At 66.2% G+C, this 14,346-nt stretch carries 15 protein-coding genes; 6 read left to right on the plus strand and 9 right to left on the minus strand.

Features of this window, described 5'->3' with window-relative positions:
• Together alsS and budA are read left to right on the plus strand one after the other, a co-directional pair.
• Positions 1-1,494 (plus strand): acetolactate synthase AlsS (gene alsS / locus VL752_RS05955; protein WP_325353140.1); only part of this gene is annotated, 1,494 nt, incomplete at its 5' end.
• Positions 1,495-1,509: 15 nt separating this feature from the next.
• Positions 1,510-2,343: an acetolactate decarboxylase gene (gene budA, locus VL752_RS05960; RefSeq protein WP_325353142.1), complete on the plus strand. Its 834-nt coding sequence runs from the start codon at positions 1,510-1,512 to the stop codon at positions 2,341-2,343.
• On the opposite strand, the gene VL752_RS05965 is transcribed toward budA, so the two are convergent.
• From VL752_RS05965 to secD, 3 genes are all read right to left on the minus strand, one after another.
• Positions 2,340-3,776: a tetratricopeptide repeat-containing glycosyltransferase family protein gene (locus VL752_RS05965; RefSeq protein ID WP_325353144.1), complete on the minus strand. Its 1,437-nt coding sequence runs from the start codon at positions 3,774-3,776 to the stop codon at positions 2,340-2,342. The genes budA and VL752_RS05965 overlap by 4 nt on opposite strands.
• 74 nt (positions 3,777-3,850) lie before the next feature.
• The gene (gene secF / locus VL752_RS05970; protein WP_325353146.1) at positions 3,851-4,822 is read right to left on the minus strand and encodes a protein translocase subunit SecF; all 972 of its coding nucleotides are present in this window, start codon (positions 4,820-4,822) and stop codon (positions 3,851-3,853) included.
• 10 nt (positions 4,823-4,832) lie between these two features.
• Complete coding sequence (gene secD / locus VL752_RS05975; protein WP_325353148.1) at positions 4,833-6,410, minus strand: protein translocase subunit SecD; 1,578 nt, start codon at positions 6,408-6,410, stop codon at positions 4,833-4,835.
• Positions 6,411-6,650: 240 nt separating this feature from the next.
• Here secD and VL752_RS05980 point away from each other — a divergent pair, with 240 nt between their 5' ends.
• On the plus strand, positions 6,651-7,631 hold the full coding sequence (locus VL752_RS05980; RefSeq protein WP_325353150.1) for a Gfo/Idh/MocA family protein: 981 nt from the start codon (positions 6,651-6,653) through the stop codon (positions 7,629-7,631).
• Between the two features lie 56 nt (positions 7,632-7,687).
• On the plus strand, positions 7,688-8,683 hold the full coding sequence (locus tag VL752_RS05985; protein WP_325353152.1) for an isopenicillin N synthase family dioxygenase: 996 nt from the start codon (positions 7,688-7,690) through the stop codon (positions 8,681-8,683).
• A gap of 6 nt (positions 8,684-8,689) precedes the next feature.
• Here VL752_RS05985 and lpxB read toward each other — a convergent pair whose 3' ends face one another.
• The 5 genes from lpxB to VL752_RS06010 are packed head-to-tail and all read right to left on the minus strand — an operon-like array spanning position 8,690 to position 12,174.
• The gene (lpxB, locus tag VL752_RS05990; protein WP_325353154.1) at positions 8,690-9,850 is read right to left on the minus strand and encodes a lipid-A-disaccharide synthase; all 1,161 of its coding nucleotides are present in this window, start codon (positions 9,848-9,850) and stop codon (positions 8,690-8,692) included.
• Positions 9,847-10,305: a GNAT family N-acetyltransferase gene (locus VL752_RS05995; RefSeq protein ID WP_325353156.1), complete on the minus strand. Its 459-nt coding sequence runs from the start codon at positions 10,303-10,305 to the stop codon at positions 9,847-9,849. The genes lpxB and VL752_RS05995 overlap by 4 nt, the downstream gene beginning before the upstream one ends.
• Positions 10,305-11,177: a carbon-nitrogen hydrolase family protein gene (locus VL752_RS06000; RefSeq protein WP_325353158.1), complete on the minus strand. Its 873-nt coding sequence runs from the start codon at positions 11,175-11,177 to the stop codon at positions 10,305-10,307. The genes VL752_RS05995 and VL752_RS06000 overlap by 1 nt, the downstream gene beginning before the upstream one ends.
• The gene (locus VL752_RS06005; RefSeq protein WP_325353160.1) at positions 11,174-11,782 is read right to left on the minus strand and encodes a GNAT family N-acetyltransferase; all 609 of its coding nucleotides are present in this window, start codon (positions 11,780-11,782) and stop codon (positions 11,174-11,176) included. The genes VL752_RS06000 and VL752_RS06005 overlap by 4 nt, the downstream gene beginning before the upstream one ends.
• On the minus strand, positions 11,779-12,174 hold the full coding sequence (locus VL752_RS06010; protein ID WP_325353162.1) for a hypothetical protein: 396 nt from the start codon (positions 12,172-12,174) through the stop codon (positions 11,779-11,781). The genes VL752_RS06005 and VL752_RS06010 overlap by 4 nt, the downstream gene beginning before the upstream one ends.
• A gap of 185 nt (positions 12,175-12,359) precedes the next feature.
• On the opposite strand from VL752_RS06010, the gene VL752_RS06015 reads away from it, so the two are divergent.
• Positions 12,360-12,977, plus strand: coding sequence for a LysE family translocator (locus tag VL752_RS06015; protein WP_325353164.1), 618 nt, complete (start codon positions 12,360-12,362; stop codon positions 12,975-12,977).
• A gap of 8 nt (positions 12,978-12,985) precedes the next feature.
• Positions 12,986-13,612, plus strand: a complete 627-nt coding sequence (locus VL752_RS06020) for a LysE family translocator (RefSeq protein WP_325353165.1) — start codon at positions 12,986-12,988, stop codon at positions 13,610-13,612.
• On the opposite strand, the gene VL752_RS06025 is transcribed toward VL752_RS06020, so the two are convergent.
• Positions 13,609-14,346, minus strand: a 738-nt coding sequence (locus tag VL752_RS06025) for an EF-P lysine aminoacylase GenX (RefSeq protein WP_325353166.1), incomplete at its 5' end; no start/stop codon positions are given. The genes VL752_RS06020 and VL752_RS06025 overlap by 4 nt on opposite strands.

Consider the following 14,346-nt stretch of genomic DNA (forward strand, 5'->3'; position numbering starts at 1 on the left):
TTCATCGCCGCCGGCATCGGCAAGATGACCGGCAAGGCGGGGGTCTGCGCCGTCACCTCCGGCCCTGGTGCGACCAACCTCGTCACCGGCTTCGCCACCGCGAATTCCGAAGGGATGCCGCTGATCGGCTTCGCCGGCAGCGTGCCGCGTTCGGAACTGCTCAAGCAGACCCACCAAAGCCTTGATTCCGTGAGCCTGTTTCGCCCCGTCACGCGCTATGCGGCGGAGGTCGAATCGCCCGAGGCGATCGGCGAGGTCGTGGCCAATGCCTTCCGCGCAGCAGAAAGCGGCAGGCGGGGCGCGGCCTATGTCAGCCTGCCTTTCGATGTCATGAACGGCCCTGCGCCGGATGACGTGCTGACGCCGGTCAGTGTCCCGCCGCTGGGCGCGGCCCCGGAGGCGGCGATCGCGGCCGCGGCCCAGCTCATCCAATCCGCCGCCATCCCCGTGCTGCTGCTCGGCATGGATGCGAGCCGCCCGGCCAATGCGGCGGCGCTGCGCGCGCTACTGCACGCCTATGCCCTGCCGACCGTCTGCACCTATCAGGGGGCGGGGGTGATTTCCCACGATCTGCTCGATTGCTTCGCCGGGCGGGTCGGCCTGTTCCACAATCAGCCCTCCGACGAACTGCTGGATGCCGCCGATCTGGTGATCACGGTGGGCTACAATCCGATCGAATACGACCCGTATCTGTGGAACAAGGGCCGCCGCCGGACGATCATCCATATCGACCATATCCTGGCCGCCATCGACCGCGATTACCGCCCGACCGTCGAGCTGTACGGCGATATCGCCGCCACCGTGACGGCGCTTGCGCGGGTTCTGGCGCCGCGGGCCGATTTGACGGCGCATCCCCTGCTCGGCACCGTGCGCCGGGAAATGGCCGAAATCCGGGCCCAGGCTGCCGCCCTCGGCGGCACCCCCCTGCATCCGCTGCGCATCATCAGCGACCTGCAGACCGTGATGGCGGAGGACGTGACCCTCGCCCTCGATATCGGCAGCTTCTACATCTGGCATTCCCGCTACCTCTACAGCTTCCGGCCGGAACAGCTGCTGATCTCCAACGGTCAGCAGACACTCGGTGTGGCGCTGCCCTGGGCCATTGCCGCCTGCCTCGCGCGGCCGAAGGACAAGGTATTGTCGGTCTCAGGCGATGGCGGCTTCCTGTTCTCCGCCCAGGAGCTGGAGACCGCCGTGCGTCTCAAATGCAACTTCGTGCACATGATCTGGACGGACGGCACCTACGACATGGTCGGCTTCCAGGAGAAGCTGAAATACGGCCGCACCGCCGGCGTCGATTTCGGGCCGGTCGACAAGGTGAAATACGCCGAAGCCTTCGGCGCGGCCGGGTTTCGCATCAACCACCCGGACGAGTTTTTGCCGACGCTGCGCCGCGCCATGGAGATCCCGGGCCCGGTGCTGATCGATATCCCCGTGGATTATTCGCATAACATCGCCCTCGGCCAGGCGATGCATGCCAACGTCATCGCCTGACCCGGGAACCGGTTCATGCCCCGTCTTACCTGCGATATCTCCCAATCCCTCTGGGATGCGCTACACCGTGCCGCGCGCGAGAACGGCGAGACGATTGCGCACGCCGTCTCCCGCGCGCTCGCCGATAGTCTTCAGGTCGAGCATGGAACATTGTTCCAGGTCTCGACCTCCGGCGCCTTGGTACAGGGCGTACTGGACGGTGCGGTCTCCGTCGCCACCTTGCGCGAACACGGCAATTTCGGCCTCGGCACCTTCGTCGATCTCGACGGCGAGATGATCGTGCTGGACGGCCAGTTCTACCAAATTCGCAGCGACGGATCGGTGCGGATTGCGGAGGACAACCAATTGGCGCCCTTCGCGGTGGTCACGCATTTCAATCCGGAACGGGTCACGCACATGCAGCCCTTCGCCACCCTCGCGGAACTGACCGCGCAGCTCGACCGACTGCGGACGAGTGAAAACCTGTTTTTCGCCGCCCGTCTCAGCGGCACGTTCCGCCATGTCCACAACCGTGCCGCCTGCAAGGTCGGGCCCCATGAGACCTTGGCGGATGCCGCCGAACACCAGGGCGAGTTCCATACCGACATGGTGCGCGGCACCATGGTCGGATTCTGGACGCCGAGCTACGTCAAGGCCCTGGGCGTCGCCGGCTGGCACCTGCATTTCATGAGCGACGACCATCGCGCCGGCGGCCACGTTCTGGGTGCGGCCGGTGAGGACATCGAGGTCGCCATCGAACATCTCGACGATTTCCGCATCGCCATCCCCGAGACCGCGGCTTTCCTGGCGAGTGACCTGTCCCTGGACTCGAGCGCCGTGCTCGACCGCGCCGAGAAGGCGCGGTCCTAACCGGCGGAGAGCGCGGCAACGACCGCCGCTAGTGGCGCATCCCAATTCGCCGAGGCCTGTTGGCGGAACAGGCGAAGGGATGGATACCAGGGACTGTCCTCCCGCGCGCGGAGCCAGCGCCAGTCGGGCGTGAAGGGCAGCAGCACCCAGGCGGGGCGGCCCATGGCACCGGCCAGATGGGCGACCGAGGTATCGACGGTCACAACCAGATCGAGTGCCGCGATGGCGGCGGCGGTGTCCTCGTAATCGGCCAGATGGGGTGCAGCGTCGAACAGCGGTGCGGCGCCGGCATAGTCTTTCAGATCGGCCTCGCGCGCGCCTTTCTGCAGGCTGACGAGCGCGATACCTGGAACGGCGCCCAGCGCCTCGGCCAGCTTGGCAAAGGCAATGGAACGGTTGCGGTCGTTCTTATGGGTGGGCCGCCCCGCCCAGACGATGCCGATACGCCTGAGGCCGAGCGGCAGGACCTCGGCCAGGCGTACCGTCCAAGTCTGAGCCCGCGCGGGATCGACCGGAATGGCGACCGGCGGCGGAATGGTCTCGACCCGCGTGCCATGCAGCCGCGGCAGGCCGGAGAGCGCGGAGAAGGCCGCGAAATCGCGGCAGTCGGCCCAGCGCATCTGGATTTCGAGATCGGGAAAAAGGCGCGCGATGAGGGGCGCCATTTCGCGGCTGGTGGCGAGGAAGACCTCTTCCGTCTGCGCCCGCGCCCAGGGGATGTAGCGGCTGAACTGGATGACGTCGCCGAACCCCTGGTCCCCCACCAGCATCAGCCGACGGCCGGCGCCGAGGCGCCCACCGCCCCATTGCGGCTGGTCCTGGCGGAGGGCGGGCGGCATCAGCGGCGGCACACCCTGAATGCGGAAGCGCCACTCGTATTCCTCCCAGCCCTCCGCCATTTCACCGCGCAGAAGCTGCCCCTCGGCAATCGCGAAATGGGCGCTCGCCATGTCCGGCTTGAGGGCGGCGGCACGGCGAGAAGACGCGAGGCTCTGCTCGATCTCGCCGCGCTCGTGATGAATGACGGCGAGGTTGTGCAGGGCAATCGGGTCACCCGGCAGGAGGGAGACGGCATGGCTGGCGGCCGCCAGCGCATCGTCCAGCCGCCCGACCTGACGGTACATCTCGCTGATATTGCGATGGTAGAGCACGTTGCGCGGGTCGAGACGGATCGCCTTCTCGAGAAACTGGATGGCGAGCGTCCGGCGAGCGGTGCGGAAGGCAACGATGGCGCCGAGCTGCAGCACGCGCGGATCGTTCGGGGTGGAACGCAGGAGGTTGGAGGCGATGGCCTCCGCCTCCTTCATACGCCCGGCGTCGAAGGCCTGGGTTCCGAGCAGCAGCATCATGCCGAGCGGCATGGGCACCATGGGCTCCGCCGGGCGGGGTGGTGCCACCGGCGGCGGCGAAAGCTCGGTCGTGTCTGGCGACATCAGCGGGCCTTTGGGATTTTGATACGAAAATGTAACAACATCCAGCCCGCCAGCGCTAGGGTTTGATCAGGAGCTTAAAGCCGGGCTTGGACCTTCTTGGCCGATTCGGGCTTGGCGGGTCGCGTATCCCGCCGCAGCCGCTTTTCCCCCAGGAACAGGAGGATGGGGGCGGCGATGAAGATGGAGGAGGAGGTGCCGACAACGATGCCGAAGAGCATCGCGATGGCGAAATCCTGGATCGAGGAACCACCGAAGATGGCGAGAGGCAAGGCGGCGAGGAAGACCGTCATCGAGGTGCCGAGCGTCCGGTTCAGGGTCTCGTTGATCGACATGTCGATCAGCTCGCGCAGCGGCATCGACTTATACTTGCGGAGATTTTCGCGCATCCGGTCATAGACCACCACCTTGTCGTTGGTGGAGTAGCCCAGGATGGTCAGAATCGCCGCCACCATCACGAGGTCGAACTGCAGACGGGTGATGACGAGGAAGCCGATCGTCTTGGTGATGTCGAGAATGAGGGTAACAACGGCGCCGACCGCGAACTGCCATTCGAAGCGGAACCAGATATAGACGAGGATCATGAGCAGGGAGAGGCCAAGGGCCATCAGCCCTTGGCGGAAGAGCTGCGCCGAAACTGACGCGCCGACGGCGCTGGTGCTCAACACCTGGCTGCCGGGCGCCACCTGATCGAGTGCCGCATGCACACGGGCGACTGCCGCATCCGTCGCTTCCGCATTGGCGCGGCTCTCCAGGCGGATCATGACTTCGTTCTTGGCACCCAGCGCCTGCAGCCCGGCATCCGGCAGATCATGCGCCGCCAGCGCCGCGCGCAGCGCCGGGAAGCTCGGCGGCGTCGGCGTGCGGGCTTCCATCACCACGCCGCCTTTAAAGTCGATCCCGAGGCGCATGCCCGGGTAGAAGAACAGCCCGATCGAGGTGAGCGAGAGCACGGCGGATATGATCAGCCCCGCGTAGCGGCCGCGCATGAAGTGGATGCGGGTGCCATCGGGAACCAGGCGAAACAGCGGCTTGTAGAAGAAGCGCATGGGTTCGTCCTTAAACCGGCAGCGCCGCCGGGCGGCGGGATACGTACCAGCGCGAGGTAAGGAGCCGCGCGAAGACGGTCGCTGTGAAGAGGGTCGTCACGATGCCGACGGTGATGGTCACGGCGAAGCCGCGCACCGGGCCGGCACCGAAGATGAACAGCATGACGTGGGCGAGAAGCGCCGTCACGTTGCTGTCGATGATGGTGCCGTAGGCGCGCTTGTAGCCCGCTTCCAGTGCCTGCAGCGGTGTGCGCCCGTTGCGCACCTCTTCCCGCACACGCTCGTTGATGAGGATGTTCGCATCCACCGCCATGCCGAGGGTGAGCAGGATGCCGGCCATACCGGGCAGCGTGAGCGTGGCGCCCAGCAGAGAGAGGACGCCCATCATCATGACGAGGTTGGCGATGAGGGCGACGTTCGCGAACCAGCCGAAAAGCCCGTAGAAGGCGGCCATGAAGAAGATGACGAGGAGGAAGCCGACGCCGAGCGAGATGGCGCCGGCGCGGATGGCGTCCGCCCCGAGTTCGGGACCCACGCTTTGCTCCTCCACGACCGTCAGCGGCGCGGGCAACGCGCCGGCACGCAGCAGAAGGGCAAGATCGGTCGCGGCCTGGGCATTGGCGCTGCCGCTGATCTGCGCCCGGCCGCCGGTGATGGCTTCCCGGATGACGGGATCGCTGATCACCTGATTGTCGAGCACGATCGCGAAGGGATGGCCGACATTGGCGCTCGTCACATCCGCGAACTGGCGCGAGCCGAGGCTGTCGAAAGTGATGTTCACAACCCAGCCGCCGGTCTGCGGATCTTGCCCTGCCTGGGCGTTGGTGAGGTCGGCGCCGTCCACCATCACCGCCTGCTGAATGGCGATTTTCTGGCTCGGATTGCCCTGCATCGGCAGGAAGGCATCCCCCGGCGGCGGCGGTTCGCCCGAATTCGGGTTCACACTCTCGTCCACCAGATGGAAGGTCATATGGGCGGTTTCGCCCAGAAGTTTCTTGATGTGCTGCGGATCGCTGATGCCCGGAAGCTGCACCATGATCCGGTTGTCGCCCTGCTGAGCGATCTGCGGATCAACGATGCCGGTGCTGTCGATGCGGCGGCGGATGATCTCGATCGACTGCGTCAGCGCCGCCTTGGCGCGGGCCTGCATGGCGGGCGGCGACAGGGTGAGGATGAGATTGGTGCCGTCCCCGCCGGCGGTGAAGTCGGCCAAACTGCCTGGACCGTTGGGCGGGGTCAGCATGTCACCGAGGGCAGTGAGGGCCGCCGGACGCTGGTTCGCGTCGAGCAGCTGGATCTGCACCTGGTTCGCGGCGCTGTCCGAGGCGAGGCGGGTATAGCCGATGCTCGCCTTGCGGAAGTCCTGCCGCACCTCGTCCAGGGTACTGCCGAGCTTCTCCTTCGCGACGGCGTTCATGTCGACCTGCATGAGCAGGAAGCTGCCGCCCCGGAGATCGAGGCCAAGACGGATTTGCTGCCAAGGCAACCCCTTGATGGGAGCTGCGATGAAATTGGGCACGCAAAGAAGGAGGCCGATCAGGCAGGCCCCGATCACAGTGGCAGCCTTGAGCCGGCTGAAATAGAGCATAGCGGCGGAAGGCCCCCGTAGCTTGAAGCGTCTTTGCTTGACACGTTGCGTGTCTATTTGGCGCGGAGGTATGGCGGCCCTCTGCCTGCATGGCAATAGCCGGCCCGGCTTCCAGCTCGCCAGCCGTTGCGTAACAGCCAGCGTTACAGGGGTTTGGTTGACGGATCGGCGCCAACTGCTAACCCTCTTGCGCCCTGCTCACCCAGGGCTGCCCCGACCCCCAAGGATTGGAACAGGACGATGGATACCGTGAAGCTGGGCGTGGCCGGCGTTGGCCATTTCGGGAGGTTTCATGCCCTGAAGGCTGCAGCTTCTCCCCAGGCGCAGCTCGTCGGCGTCTATGACCGGGACCCCGAGAGGGCACGCACCGTGGGTTGGGAAGCAGGCGCCCCACCCCTGCCCTTCGCGGAGCTGATCGCGGCCTCCGACGCTATCATCATCGCAGCCCCCGCCGAAGCGCATTACGAGCTGGCGGCGCAGGCCATCCGGGCCGGGCGTCATGTGTTGATCGAGAAGCCCATCGCCTCGACGCTTGAAGAGGCAGACAGCCTCGCGGCGCTGGCCGCCGAGCATAATGTGGTGCTCCAGGTCGGCCATTTGGAACGGTTTTCGGCGGCGCATGGCGCGGTTTCCGCCCGTATGGGCCAGCCGCTTTATATCGAGGCCGTGCGCGTCGCCCCCTTCAAGCCGCGTGGCACGGATGTCTCCGTCATCCTCGATCTCATGATCCACGACCTCGACCTCGTCCTCGCTCTGGTCGATGCGCCGATCGAAAGTGTGGACGCCGTGGGGGCGGCGGTCGCAAGCGCGCATGAGGATATCGCCAATGCCCGGGTGCGCTTCACGAACGGCTGCGTCGCCACCATCACAGCGAGTCGCATTTCGCTGAAAACCGAGCGCCGGATGCGCATCTTCGCGCAGAGCGGCTACATCGCCGTCGATTTCGCCGGCCGCAAGCTGACAGCGATCGGGAAAGATCAAGGCGGCTTTCCGGTGCCCGGCATGCCGGAATTCTCGGTCAAGGAAATGTCCTGGGAAGACCACGATTCGCTCGCCGCCGAACACAAAGCCTTCTATGCCTCGGTCGTCGAAGGCGCGCCGGTGCTGGTGGACGCCGCCGCGGGCAGACGCGCGCTGGCAGCCGCCATCGCGGTGAAGGTAGCGATGGACCGCTCCAATGCCATCGTCACCGCGTCAGGCCTGTTCACCCCGCCTGGCTGAATCGGATCTGGCACGCTTCATGCTGGGACATGCTCTGCGCAAGGAGGAGCATATCCATGGTCATGGCGTCCATTCCCGTCATCGACATCGCCCCTTATCTGGAGGGTTCGACCGACGGCCGCCTGCGCGTCGCCGCAGCCGTCAATCGGGCCTGCACAGAGATCGGCTTTTTCCTCATTCGCGGCCATGGCGTGGAGCAGCCGCTGATCGACCAAACCTGTGCCGCGGCCGCCAGCTTCTTCCGCCTGCCGGCCGCGGAGAAGCTTGCCATCCGGCAACCCTCGCCCGACATCGCACGCGGCTACACGCCGTTCAGAGGCGAGACGCTTTCGGCCGGGCTCGGGGCCGCCGCACCGGCTGACCTCAAGGAAATGATCGACATGGGTCCGGTCGACGTGCCGGGCGGGGAGTACTACGAGCAGCCCGAGGCGCGTGCCTTCTTCCACCCCAATCTCTGGCCCGCCCGCCCGGCAGGCTTTCGCCCGACCATGGAAGCCTATTACCGGCGCATGAACCGGCTCGCCGATGACCTCATGGGTCTCTTCGCGACCGCGCTCGACCTGCCGGACGGCTTCTTCACGGACAAGCTCGACCGCAACATGAGTGCGCTCCGCATTATCTGCTATCCCGAGCAGGAGACCCCGCCCGAGCCCGGCCAGCTGCGCGGCGGTGCCCATACCGATTACGGCACGCTGACGATCCTGCTCTCCGATAGGGCCGCCGGCGGCCTGCAGGCACGCCATCGCGATGGCTATTGGGTAGACATCACGCCCGAGCCCGGCACCTATGTCGTCAATATCAGCGACATCATGCAGCGCTGGACGAATGACCGCTGGGTCTCGACCCTGCACCGGGTGGTCAATCCGCCGGCCGCGCTCGCCGCGGCGGCGCGGCGCCATTCGCTCGTCTTCTTCCACCAGCCGAACCACGACGCAGTGATCGAGGTCCTACCCTCCTGCCAAAATGCGGCGAGCCCTCGCCGATACGAGGCGGTGACCTACCGGGACCATTGGCTCGGCAAATGGCAGGCGACCCGCAAGCCGGCGGTCTGAGTAGCCTCAGCCAAAGGCGGGCAACAGGGAGAGCACCGCTTCCGCCGCCGCCTCCGACGGCAGACCGGCGGCGGGCCTGAGGCTCGCCATGACGGAAGCGAAGGCAGCGCGCTGCGCCGCAGCCGCCGCCGGATCCCGCAACAGGCGGGCGATTTCCTCGGCTAGCCGGGCTGGTGTGCAGGTTTGCTGGATCAGTTCCGGCACGACCTCGCGGCCTGCGAGCAGATTGACCATGGCCGCGTAGGACACCTTCACCACACGTCGGACGATGGCGGCGGTGATCGGGTTCACCTTGTAGGTGACGACCATCGGCACCCCAGCAAGCGCAAGTTCGAGGGTCGAGGTGCCGGACTTGGTCAGCGCCACGGCGGCCGCCGCAAAAGCGTCGTGCTTGTCTGAAACCTCCGTCACCAGGATCGGTTTGTCAGTCCAGCCCTCTACAGCCGCCAGCACACGCGGCGCGACGGAGGCCGCCACCGGCATGATGGGGACAAGACGGGGAAACTGTGCCGACAGACGCTGCAGTGTTTCAGCGAAGACCGGCAGAAGCCGGGAGATTTCCGTGACCCGGCTGCCGGGCATCAGGATGACCGGCACGGCCTCCGCCGACAGGCCGTGCGTTTGCCGGAAGCGGGCGGCATCCCCGGTATCGGCCCCGGATTCCAGAACCGGGTGGCCGACGAAATCGGCGGCCAGGCCGTGGCCCGCGAAAAAAGCCGGTTCGAAGGGCAGCAAGCAGAGGAGCTTGTCCCAAAGGCCCGGATATTTCTTCACCCGATGCTCCCGCCAGGCCCAAACCTGGGGGGCAACATAATGGGCGCGGGGAATGCCGAGTGGCGCGACACGTTTCAGAAGACGGAGTGTAAAGCCTGGACTGTCGATGGTGACGATGGCATCCGGCCGTCGGGCGGTAACGTCGGTCACCGTCTCCTCCATCCGCCGCCTGAGTTTCCGCAGTTTCGGCAAAACTTCGGCGAGGCCCATCAGCGCGAGTTCGTGCATGGGGAAAAGGCTGACGAAGCCCAGTTCGGCCATGCGGGCGCCCCCGATACCGGCGAAACGCGCGCCGGGCATCCGCGCGCGGATGGCGCGCATGAGGCGGGCGCCAAGCACGTCACCGCTCGCCTCCCCCGCCACGATGTAGATGAGCGGGGCGCCCTCGCTCATGCGAGGGTCTTTTCCATGAAGAGGCTCAAGGGATCATCCTGGTACTCGCCGAAGGGTGGAATGCGGCGGAAGCCCGTCGCCTCGTAAAGACCGATTGCCTCGGGCTGGCGGATGCCGGTCTCCAGCCGAATGAGGGACAGACCTTGCGCCCGCGCCTCCGCCTCAATCGCCGCGAGCAAACCGCGGGCTATGCCGAGGCCACGGGCGGCCGGGCTGACGAAGACGCTCTTCATCTCGCCGTAGGTGGCATCGATGTGCTTGAGCGCGCCGCAGCCGAGTGCCGTGCCGTCCCGTCTTGCGACGAAGAAGGCGATCTCCGGCCTGTCCAGCGCATCTTCATCCAGATGATGATTGCTTTCAGCCGGATAGAGGCTTTCGGAGAGCGCCCAGGATTGTTCGAGCAAAGCACGGATGCCGGGGCCGCGCACGGGCTCGCGGGCGAGGGTGATGGCCATCAGAAGGTCACCACGGCGCAAGTGCCAGGGGCGGCCGGCCAGTCCCGATGATTGCGCACGCCGCCATTCTCGCGCACCGCCTCGATCAAAGCGGGGTCGAGTTCGGCGCAAACCAGGCCCGGCGCATCGAGCTGGCCGCGGGTGATGACCCCATCCTCCGGAAAGCCACGGTCGCAAGGACCGAAGACACCGGCATAGCCGCGATTGACATCCAGCGTCGCTAACCAGGGCGCCTCCCCCACCGTCGGCGTGATGGCAACGAAGCACTGATTTTCGATCGCGCGGGCGCGCGCCGAGAGATGGACGCGGTGAAAACCCCAAAGCGTGTCGGTGCAGGAGGGGGCCAGGATGAGCCAGGCCCCGGCCTCCACCTGCGCGCGGGTGAGCATGGGGAATTCGACGTCGTAGCAGATGGAGATGCCGATCCGGCCCCAGGGCGTCTCGAACACTCGCGGCTCGTTTCCCGCCGCGACCTGCCATTCCTCATTCTCGAAGCGGGTCATGACCCGCTTCTCCTGGAACTGCACCACCCCATCGGCGGAGATGAAGGGCGCGCGGTTGCGCACAAGCCCGTCCCGCAGCATCGGAATCGAACTGCCAAGCAGCCAGAGCCGGTGGCGCATGGCCGCCTGGCGCATGATCTCGACGATACCCTCGGCGCGGATCACGATCGCGTCGCGTTCGGAAACCGCATTCCCGGCATCGGTGAAGGCGGCAGCGAGTTCCATGGCGGCATATTCAGGCAGCACGAGGAGATCGGCGCCCTCGTCCTTCGCGCTCCGTACGATGGCGTCGACCTTGACCTCGAAATCCTCGAGGCTGACCAGGCGTTCGATCGGGTATTGCGCCAAAGCGAGGCGAAGGCGGGTCACGGCAGCGGCACTCCTGTCAGGCTTTTCATCCAAAAGGCAAGGCGATGGGGGGTCTCCTCCGTGGCGCCCACCTCCTTCCAGTCCATGATGCATGAAAGTTGCGGGGTGGGCGTAAAACCGCGCTTGCGCCAGAACCCGTCCAGCGGCACGGCATCCTCGGGTTTCATCGGGTGGTCCGCCGGACGCTGCACCGCGCAGAAGGCGGCGAAATCGCAGGCTGACACGGCGCGGGCATGGGCTTCGCGCTCCTCGAAGAAACGGACCCCTGCCCCCGCCCCGCGATAGCGGCGCAGCAGGACCGATTCCCCGAAATAGAAGACACGATCGGGGGCGATGCCTGCCTGCCGGAAGGGCGCCTGAACATTGTCCGTCTCGTCCGCGAGCGGCAGGCAGGTTGAGGCACCGACGACGTCCTCGCCGTCCAGCGCCAGCACCACGGCCGCACGCGGGCTTTCGGCATAGGTGGCGAGATATTGCTCCTCGTAGGCCTGGTCACCCTCATAGAGGTAGGGCCAGTCCCGGAAGACGGTGATGCGCAGCCGGGCGAGTGCCGGAACATACGGCAGCAGGCCGGTGCCGCGCGCAGTGCGGATGGCGAGCGTCATTGGCAGGCATTGCCGCGCAGCACGACCGCGACCGCGACATTGCCCGCTCCCTGCCCGCTCGGGCCCATCTGGAAGGTCGCCTCGCAGCCGGTGGTGATGACCGAAGGCGGCGCGTACCAGCCGCCGCCCCAGGGCCCCCAGGGATCGCCACCCCAGCCCCAAACTGCTCCGCCGGGGATGATCTCGGTATTTTGCCAGACATAGGCGAGATAGGTGATGCCGTTGGTCGTGATGCTGCGCTGAGGCACGCCCAACCCCTGCACGATCGCCTGCTCGGGCTGGCCGATATAGGCATGCAGACGCTCGGAAAGGGTCGGGCCCGTCTGACAGGCGGCGAGGCCGAGGAGGAGCACGGCGGCAGACCCCGCCCGGGACATCGGAGGAAGACGCATCAGGGTATCCTACCGGGTTACGGTCTTCGCCTGCTAGCATGGCGGCAGGCGGCTCGCCATCTCGGCCGGCCTTGGCTCTCCGACGCCGGACTGCCACCGCCAGCGATCCGCCAACCGGATCTTGCCCTCGACCGCATGCCGGCTCTTAGCTGTACGTCCCTGCAAAGCTTGAGGAAGGGCACCCCATGCACTGGCACGTCTGGTTGGAATTTGCGGTCGTCTCGGCAATGATCGGCCTCGTCCCGGGGCCCAGCGTGACCAGTATTGTCGGATATGCCCTGGGCTCCGGCCGCAGGACCGCCCTGTCTTCGGTCGGCGGAATGGCGGTCGGGAACGTGATTGCGATCAGCCTGTCGCTTGGCGGCGTGGGCGCCATCCTTGCCGCATCCGCCCTCGCCTTCTCGATCCTCAAATGGGCTGGCGCGCTGTATCTCATTGTTCTGGGCCTGCTCACGCTGATCAGGAGCACGCGAGCTGCCGATCTGGCTGTGACAGCGCAACCGATTAAGCCTCGCGCCGCCTTCCTGAACAATGTGGCACTGGGGACGTTCCATCCCAAGACGATCGTCTTTTTCGTGTCCTTTGTGCCTCAGTTCATCACGAAAGATGCGAGCTACGCCGCCCAGGCGGCGCTGTTTGGAGCGACCTTTTGTGTTGTCGTCGGCTGCACCGACGCCGCCTATGCGCTCGCCGCGTCCAAGGCTGCCCATCTGCTGCGGCGGCCGAGAACCGCCATCTGGTCGCAGCGCGCAGGTGGTGGCGTGCTCATCGCGGCCGGCGTCGCCACCGCCACAAGCCGCTGACGGCCGCGATGAGCGTCGCTGCGGACCTCATCGCCTTCACGCTTGCGGCATCGCTGCTCACGATCACACCCGGGCTCGATACGGCGCTTGTGCTGCGCACGCTGGCGGCCCACGGACCTGCCCAGGCCTTCAAGACCGCCTGCGGAATCGCGCTCGGCTGCCTCGCCTGGGGGATCATCGTAGCGGCCGGTCTGGGCGCCGTGCTGGCGGCCTCTCATCTCGCTTATGAGGTGCTGCACTGGGTCGGCGCGAGCTATCTGCTTTATCTCGGCATAAAACTGATCCTGACCCCGAGACGCCATGGCATTGAAGCGAGCACGGAAACAAACCCTTCGGGCTCGCGCGCATGGATGCGCGGATTTCTCACCAATATCCTGAATCCCAAGGTCGGGATCTTCTACGTATCCTTCCTGCCGCAATTCATCCCGCCGCATGCCGATGTGCCGGTGATGGTTGTCTTACTCGCCTGCATCCATGTCCTGCTCGGCCTCGCCTGGTTCGCGCTTTTGATCAGTGCCGCAGGCAGACTTCTGCCGTTGTTGCAAAGACCGCCCGTGGTGGCCGCGATGGATCGGCTGACCGGCTTTGTCTTCCTGGCTTTCGGCTTGAAACTCGCCCTCAGCGAAAGGCCTTAGCCGGGCGTCTCCGGCAGCCACTGGACCTGATCGATACGGTCCGCGCCCGCCGCGATCATGGCGAGACGGTCGAAACCGAGGGCGATGCCGGCCGCAGGCGGCATGCCGTGTTCGAGGGCCTGGAGAAAATCCTCGTCCAGCGCCCAGCCCTCATCGCCGTAAAGGGCGCGGCGCCGGGCGCGCTCCTCCAGAAAGCGGGCCCGCTGCTCGGCCGCGTCGGTCAGTTCCACGAAGGCATTGGCGAGTTCCATGCCGCAAACGAACAGCTCGAAGCGCTCAGCAGCGCGCGGGTCGATGGGATCGCGCCGGGCGAGCGCCGCCTGGGCCGCCGGCCAATGGGTCAGGAACGTCGGCTGCGCCTGACCGAGATGGGGCTCGATATGGCCGAGGAGGAGACGAAAGAAGAGATCCTCCCAGTCCTCGCCCGCACGCAGTTTGGCACCCGCCGCGGCCGCGAGCGCCGCCGCATCCCCGGCCGTGCCGAGCAGATCGGCGCCCAGATGCCGCTGGAAGGCTTCCGCCAGCGTCACATGCTCCATGCGCGCCAGATCGGTGGTGATGCCCTGCGACGTCACCACCGGCGGCAGTACGGCGCGCAGGAAATCCGCCGTTTCCGCCATCAGATCCGCCATGCTGGCGCCGGGGCGATACCATTCCAGCATGGTGAATTCGGCCGCGTGACGCCGGCTGCCCTCCCCATTCCGCCACACACGCGCGAGTTGGAAGATCGGCCC

Source organism: Acidisoma sp. (assembly GCF_035492295.1).
GTDB lineage: Bacteria > Pseudomonadota > Alphaproteobacteria > Acetobacterales > Acetobacteraceae > Acidisoma.